A 6,196-nucleotide genomic window follows, 5' to 3' on the forward strand; every position below is an offset into this window, starting at 1 on the left:
GGGGACCTCACCATGCAGCTGTGCGGATTCAACGTCGGCGTGGACCAGCGCTTTTTCCTGATCGCAGGCACCTGTTCCATTGAAGGCCTGGAGATGTCGCTCGATGTCGCAGGCCAGCTCAAGGAAGCCTGCGCGCCGCTGGGCATTCCGCTGATCTACAAAGGCTCGTTCGACAAGGCCAACCGCTCGTCGGGCACCAGCAAGCGTGGTGTGGGGCTGGAGGCCGGCCTGAAGATCCTCGATGAAGTGCGCCGCCAGCTGCAGCTGCCCATCCTGACCGACGTGCACGACACCTCGCACGTGGCCGAGGTGGCCAGCGTGGTCGATGTGCTGCAGACGCCTGCCTTCCTGTGCCGCCAGACGGACTTCATCCGCGCCGTGGCCCAAAGTGGCAAGCCGGTGAACATCAAGAAGGGCCAGTTCCTGGCGCCCTGGGACATGAAGAACGTCATTGACAAGGCCCGGTCTGCAGCGGCCGAAGTCGGCCTGTCGGAAGACCGGTTCCTGGCCTGCGAGCGCGGTGTGAGCTTTGGCTACAACAACCTCGTGGCCGACATGACCAGCCTGGCCGAGATGCGCAACTCCGGCGCACCCGTGGTGTTTGACGTGACCCACTCGGTACAAAAGCCCGGCGGCCTGGGCGCCGTGAGCGGTGGTGCGCGCGACATGGTGCCCGTGCTGGCGCGTGCCGGCGTGGCTGTGGGCGTGGCGGGCCTGTTCATGGAAACCCACCCCCGCCCCGCCGAGGCCTGGTCGGACGGCCCCAACGCCGTACCGCTCAAGCACATGAAGGCGCTGCTGGAGACCTTGGTGGCCCTGGACGATGTCACCAAGAAAAACGGATTCCTCGAAAACAACTTTGGAGCTTGAGACATGAGCAGTGGTTACGTCATCGCATCCGTCACCGTCACCAACCCCACGCAGTATGACGAGTACCGCAAGTGGAGCACCCTGGCCATGCAAGCCCACGGCGCTGAAGTCTGCGTGCGTGGCGGCAAGGTCGAAGTGCTGGAGGGCGACTGGAACCCCGGTCGTACCGTGATCCTCAAGTTCCCGAGCTTTGAAGCCGCTCGCGCCTTCTACGACACGCCCGAGTACCAGAAAGCCAAGGCCGCCCGCGAAGGCGCCGCCGTCATGCGCATGGTGTGTGTCGAAGGCGTCTGAGCGCACACACCCAAATCGCTCACCAATTTATAGCTGCTAGCGCTTATACAGAAGGCGCTAGAGACTGATTTGATTTAAAACTTCTGCAAAAGGAAAACCATGAGTGCCATCGTTGACATCGTCGGTCGCGAGATTCTGGACAGCCGCGGCAACCCCACCGTCGAATGCGACGTGTTGCTCGAATCGGGCGTGATGGGCCGGGCCGCTGTGCCATCGGGCGCCTCCACCGGCAGCCGTGAAGCCATTGAAATGCGCGACGGCGACAAAGGCCGCTACCTGGGCAAGGGCGTGCTCAAGGCCGTGGAATACATCAACACCGAGATCAGCGAAGCCGTGCTGGGCCTGGATGCCTCCGAGCAGGCCTTCCTGGACAAGACCCTGATCGACCTCGATGGCACCGAGAACAAGAGCCGCCTGGGCGCCAACGCCATGCTGGCCGTGTCGATGGCCGTGGCCCGCGCCGCCGCCGAAGAGTCTGGCCTGCCCCTGTACCGCTACCTGGGCGGCATGGGCAGCGTGCAACTGCCCGTGCCCATGATGAACGTGATCAACGGCGGCGCACACGCCAACAACAGCCTGGACCTGCAGGAGTTCATGATCATCCCGGTGGGCGCGCCCACGTTCCGCGAAGCCGTGCGCTGGGGCGCCGAAGTGTTCCACGCGCTCAAGAAGATCCTGCACGATAAGGGCATCAGCACCGCCGTGGGCGACGAAGGCGGCTTTGCCCCCAGCGTTGAAAACCACGAAGCAGCCATCCGCCTGATCCTGCAAGCCATTGAAGCTGCGGGCTACACGGCGGGCGATCAGATCGCCCTGGGCCTGGACTGCGCTGCGAGCGAGTTCTACAAGGACGGCCACTATGTGCTGGAAGGCGAAGGCGGCCTCAAGCTCACCGCCCAGCAGTGGACGGACATGCTGGCGGCCTGGGTGGACAAGTACCCGATCATCAGCATCGAAGACGGCATGCACGAAGGCGACTGGGACGGCTGGAAGCATCTGACCGAACGCCTGGGCGACAAGGTGCAACTGGTGGGTGACGACCTGTTCGTGACCAACACCAAGATCCTGAAGGAAGGCATCGACAAGCGCATTGCCAACTCGATCCTGATCAAGATCAACCAGATCGGCACGCTGACCGAGACCTTCGCTGCCATCGAGATGGCCAAGCGCGCCGGCTACACCGCCGTGATCTCGCACCGCTCGGGCGAGACCGAAGACAGCACCATTGCCGACATCGCGGTGGGCACGAATGCGGGCCAGATCAAGACCGGCTCGCTGTCGCGCTCGGACCGCATCGCCAAGTACAACCAGCTGCTGCGCATTGAGGAAGATCTGGGCGAGATTGCGCAGTACCCTGGCCGCGCTGCGTTCTACAACCTGCGCTGAGCCCCTGGCAGCCCTCGCCTGAGCGAGCCCTCCATTGGTCTCCCGCATCGTCCCCGTCATCCTGCTGGCCTTGCTGGCAGCGCTGCACGCCCAGCTCTGGCTGGGGCGGGGCAGTGTGCCGCGCGTCAATGCGATGCAGCGGCAGATTGATGTGCAGAAGGCGGCCAATGAACAGGCCCGCCAGGCGAATGCGCGGCTGACCTCGGAGGTGCACGACCTCAAGGAAGGCCTCGATATGGTGGAAGAAAAGGCGCGCAGCGAGCTGGGCATGGTCAAGCCCAACGAGGTGTACGTGCAGTTCACACCCCGCTGACCTGCCGTGCGGGGTCACTCAGCCGCCTTGGACCACCCCGCACCGTCCACACCCACAACGCAGCCATTGACCAAGGCCTGCGCTTCATTCACCCCCGTGCGGCAGTCCCCACCCCCCACTCCCTTGATTGCCCTGCTGGGCGCGCCCTACACGGGCGTGGAGGCGTTGGCACAGGCGCTGCAGCAGCAGATCACTCCCGGCACGGCACATATCGCCCTGCACCACCCGCACCTGGCCCACACCCCGCCCACGCCGCAGGCAGACTCCGGCGCGGTGGCATTGACCCTGCTGATGGGTCTCGACCAGCCCTGCCCTGCCGAGGAACGGACTGCGCAGGAGGCCTGCGATACCCGGCTGCGTGCGGCCCTGGCGGCTGCGGCGATCCCCTACCGCGTGGTGTACGGAACGGGCGAGCAGCGCACTCGCAATGCGCTTATTGCTATACAAAATATAGCGCCAAAAGCATATTCCACTAGCGCAAGGGCCGCATGGGAGACTGAAAATACGCCCAGAGCAGCCCGGCTACGCGCCTGGAACTGCGAAAAGTGCAGCGACCCGGCTTGTGAGCATCGACTGTTCACGGCGCTCGTTGAGCAGCGGGATACGACACCGCCGCAAGCCATCACGCCAGACCGCGCTTGAGTTCCTTGAGAAGCAACACCACCTGGCTGGAACCATAGCGGTAACCACCGTTGAGCACCTGCACAGCCCGGTCCCATTCGCCCTGCTGGGCCAGTTCCACCAGGGTGGCCGCCTGCTCATGAAAGTATTGGTAGCGCGCCACCAGCAGCGGATAGGCCGGCTGGTCGCCCAGCAGCTCGCCGCCTACGCCGTGCAACCAGCGACCCAGCGCACTGTGGTCAGCGCGGCGCACCAGCGCCGGGTCCAGCCCGGCGGAGGTGCGGCCCTCCAGGTAGTCCATCAGGCGGTCTTTCCAGCGCTCGTGGGCATTGATGGCGGCGTCGATGTCCAGCGCGGCGAGCAGGGTATCGGCACGCCGCGAGTCGGGTGCCGCCGCGCTGTCGTACAGCGCCAGCGGAGGCGTAGCCGGGCTGGCCCGGCGGCCCCCCAGAACACGGCGAAGAAACTGCATGACACCCCTCGTTCATTTCCTGCGCGACCGGATGTGATCGCTTGAACGCACACAGGCCTTGCGATCGGACCTTGTGCGCCGGCCCCTCGCAGCGGCAGGCGCTGCTGCAGGGTGACCCAGGAATCTTAGGCGGGGATGGCGGGGGCGATTGTCAACGATGGTCAGCCGACCACCGCGCCCGATGGAGGCTGCAGACGGCTACTGGATGCCTGTGGGCCCCGGGGGCTGAGCAGCGGCGGGCGAGACAAAAATCTGCGCAGCATCCACGGCATCAAACCGGTACTGCTGGCCGCAGAACTCGCAACCCACTTCGATGTCGTCGCGCTCGGCGAGGATGCTCTCGGCCTCTTCAGCGCCCAGGTTGCGCAGCATGTTGCTCACGCGCTCGCGGCTGCAGGTGCAGGCAAAACGCGGGCCGCTGGCGCCCTGCTGGGGTTCAAAGCGCAGCAACTTTTCTTCCCAGAACAGGCGGCGCAGGATGGTATCCACATCCAGCGTCAGCAGTTCTTCGCGGGTCAGGCTGGCAGCCAGGTGCGCAATGCGGTTGTAGTCCTCGTTGTGGCCGATCTGGTCTTCGTTCTCGCGGTGCGAGAGGCCCGCAGCCAGGTTGCCCTCGCCCTTGATGGGCATGCGTTGGATCAAGAGGCCTGCCGCCACCTGGTCGTTGGCGCCGAGCACCAAAATGGTGTCGAGCTGCTCGGACTGCAGCATGTAGTGCTGCAGCACGTCCGACAGACGCTCCAGCTTTTCGTGGTGGTCGCCGTGCAGAGGCACCACGCCCTGGTAGGGCTGCTGGCCGGGGTGGCGGTCCTTGGGGTCCAGGGTGATGGCGCAGCGGCCACCGCCGCCCACATTGACCATCTGGCTCAGCTTCGCGTCCGGCAGCACCTCGCCATTCACGGTGGCTGTCGCGCGCAGGCTCAGGTCCGACTGCACCTCGGCCACGGCCAATTTGACGGGGCCATCACCAAACACCTGCAGCACCAGCGCGCCGTTGAACTTGATGTTGGACTGCATCAGCACGCCGGCGGCCGCCATCTCGCCCAGCAGCTCGCTCACGGGGGCGGGATAGGCACCGGTGGCGGTGTTGCCCGCCCGGCGTTTCAGGATCTCGGTCCAGGCATCGGTAAGGCGCACGATCATGCCGCGCACGGGCAGACCATCGAAAAGAAACTTGTGGAGTTCAGACACGCAGGGATTCCAGGAGAAAAATAGCAGCAGAGAGCGCCAGTGGGCGGCGTTCAGCCGATCTTGCGCAGGCCGCGTTGGAAGCGGCGCGCATTGTCGATGTAGTGTTGGGCGCTCTGGCGCAGTCCTTCGATCTGCTCAGGGGTGAGTTCACGCACCGCCTTGGCAGGGCTGCCGATGATCATGGAGCCATCGGGAAACTCCTTGCCCTCGGTGACCAGCGCGCCCGCGCCCACCAGACAGTTCTTGCCGATCTTGGCGCCGTTGAGCACCACAGCGCCAATGCCGATCAGCGATTCGTCGCCGATGGTGCAGCCATGCAGCATGACCTGGTGGCCCACCGTCACCCGCTCGCCCACCACCAGGGGCTTGCCGAAGTCGGCGTGCAACACGCTTGCGTCCTGGATGTTGGAGCCTGCGCCGATGGTGATGCTCTCGGTGTCGCCACGCACCACGGTGCCAAACCATACGCTGGCGTCTTCGCCCAGCACCACATTGCCCATGACCTGCGCGCTGTCAGCCACCCAGGCTGATGCCGCTACCTTGGGAGCCACACCGTCGAGTTCGTAAATTGCCATGCACCCACTCCGCTAAAACAAAAAAAGCAGCACGCCATGGCGCGCCCTGAGAGGTCGCCAATCGTTACAAAGCGCAAGCCTTGGTGCCGATGGCAAGGCCTAGAATTGTAAGGATGGAGCTTCGCCACCGTGCACTGCAGGTCTTGTGCCTGGCAGACCCCGAAAAAAAAGCGGCTGCAGCTTTAGACCTGTATGCCCAGGCAGCTACGCTTTCGATAGCAGATACTGCCCCTGCGGCCCCCACCGACCCCGACGCCCTGCCCGGCCGTCCCGAGCGCCCCGAACTGCTGCGCCACACCCAGGTGGCCCGCCGCTCGCCCGCCACCCACGAGGGCCGGGCCATCCTCATCCACGCCATCGCCCACATCGAGTTCAACGCCATCAACCTGGCGCTGGACGCCGTGTGGCGCTTTGACGGTATGCCCCGCACCTACTACCAGGACTGGATGCGCGTGGCGGCCGAAGAGGCCAAAC

The 6,196-nt window shown here is 64.8% G+C and carries 9 protein-coding genes; 6 read left to right on the forward strand and 3 right to left on the reverse strand.

The window, feature by feature from the left end; genetic code table 11:
* Nucleotides 1–12 precede the first annotated feature (12 nt).
* From kdsA to AC04MI_RS04485, 5 genes are all read left to right on the forward strand, one after another.
* Entirely contained in the window at nt 13–870 is an 858-nt protein-coding gene (gene kdsA, locus AC04MI_RS04465) for a 3-deoxy-8-phosphooctulonate synthase (RefSeq protein ID WP_436077955.1), read from the forward strand.
* A 3-nt stretch (nt 871–873) separates the two neighbouring features.
* Complete coding sequence (locus tag AC04MI_RS04470) at nt 874–1,164, forward strand: DUF1330 domain-containing protein (protein WP_056061699.1); 291 nt, start codon at nt 874–876, stop codon at nt 1,162–1,164.
* A 99-nt stretch (nt 1,165–1,263) separates the two neighbouring features.
* Entirely contained in the window at nt 1,264–2,550 is a 1,287-nt protein-coding gene (eno, locus tag AC04MI_RS04475) for a phosphopyruvate hydratase (RefSeq protein ID WP_056061696.1), read from the forward strand.
* 34 nt (nt 2,551–2,584) lie between these two features.
* Nucleotides 2,585–2,863 (forward strand): septum formation initiator family protein, encoded by a 279-nt coding sequence (locus AC04MI_RS04480; RefSeq protein WP_056061693.1) that lies wholly within the window; start codon nt 2,585–2,587, stop codon nt 2,861–2,863.
* 123 nt (nt 2,864–2,986) lie between these two features.
* Nucleotides 2,987–3,505 (forward strand): hypothetical protein, encoded by a 519-nt coding sequence (locus AC04MI_RS04485; protein ID WP_436077956.1) that lies wholly within the window; start codon nt 2,987–2,989, stop codon nt 3,503–3,505.
* Here the strand turns inward: AC04MI_RS04485 and AC04MI_RS04490 are convergent.
* From AC04MI_RS04490 to AC04MI_RS04500, 3 genes are all read right to left on the reverse strand, one after another.
* Complete coding sequence (locus AC04MI_RS04490) at nt 3,486–3,956, reverse strand: CZB domain-containing protein (RefSeq protein ID WP_056743428.1); 471 nt, start codon at nt 3,954–3,956, stop codon at nt 3,486–3,488. The genes AC04MI_RS04485 and AC04MI_RS04490 overlap by 20 nt on opposite strands.
* 198 nt (nt 3,957–4,154) lie before the next feature.
* Nucleotides 4,155–5,147, reverse strand: coding sequence for an Hsp33 family molecular chaperone HslO (gene hslO / locus AC04MI_RS04495; protein ID WP_056743430.1), 993 nt, complete (start codon nt 5,145–5,147; stop codon nt 4,155–4,157).
* A gap of 50 nt (nt 5,148–5,197) precedes the next feature.
* On the reverse strand, nt 5,198–5,722 hold the full coding sequence (locus AC04MI_RS04500) for a gamma carbonic anhydrase family protein (RefSeq protein WP_436077957.1): 525 nt from the start codon (nt 5,720–5,722) through the stop codon (nt 5,198–5,200).
* 113 nt (nt 5,723–5,835) lie between these two features.
* On the opposite strand from AC04MI_RS04500, the gene AC04MI_RS04505 reads away from it, so the two are divergent.
* A partial coding sequence (locus AC04MI_RS04505; RefSeq protein WP_476497167.1) for a DUF455 family protein occupies nt 5,836–6,196 on the forward strand: 361 nt, incomplete at its 3' end.

Source organism: Acidovorax sp. LjRoot204, assembly GCF_056175785.1.

Excerpts from the sequence above, each read along its gene's own strand:
- kdsA (WP_436077955.1), top strand. The coding sequence starts at position 13 with ATGCAGCTGTGCGGATTCAACGTCGGCGTGGACCAGCGCTTTTTCCTG.
- AC04MI_RS04470 (WP_056061699.1), top strand. The coding sequence starts at position 874 with ATGAGCAGTGGTTACGTCATCGCATCCGTCACCGTCACCAACCCCACG.
- eno (WP_056061696.1), top strand. The coding sequence starts at position 1,264 with ATGAGTGCCATCGTTGACATCGTCGGTCGCGAGATTCTGGACAGCCGC.
- AC04MI_RS04490 (WP_056743428.1), bottom strand. The coding sequence starts at position 3,956 with ATGCAGTTTCTTCGCCGTGTTCTGGGGGGCCGCCGGGCCAGCCCGGCT.
- AC04MI_RS04500 (WP_436077957.1), bottom strand. The coding sequence starts at position 5,722 with ATGGCAATTTACGAACTCGACGGTGTGGCTCCCAAGGTAGCGGCATCA.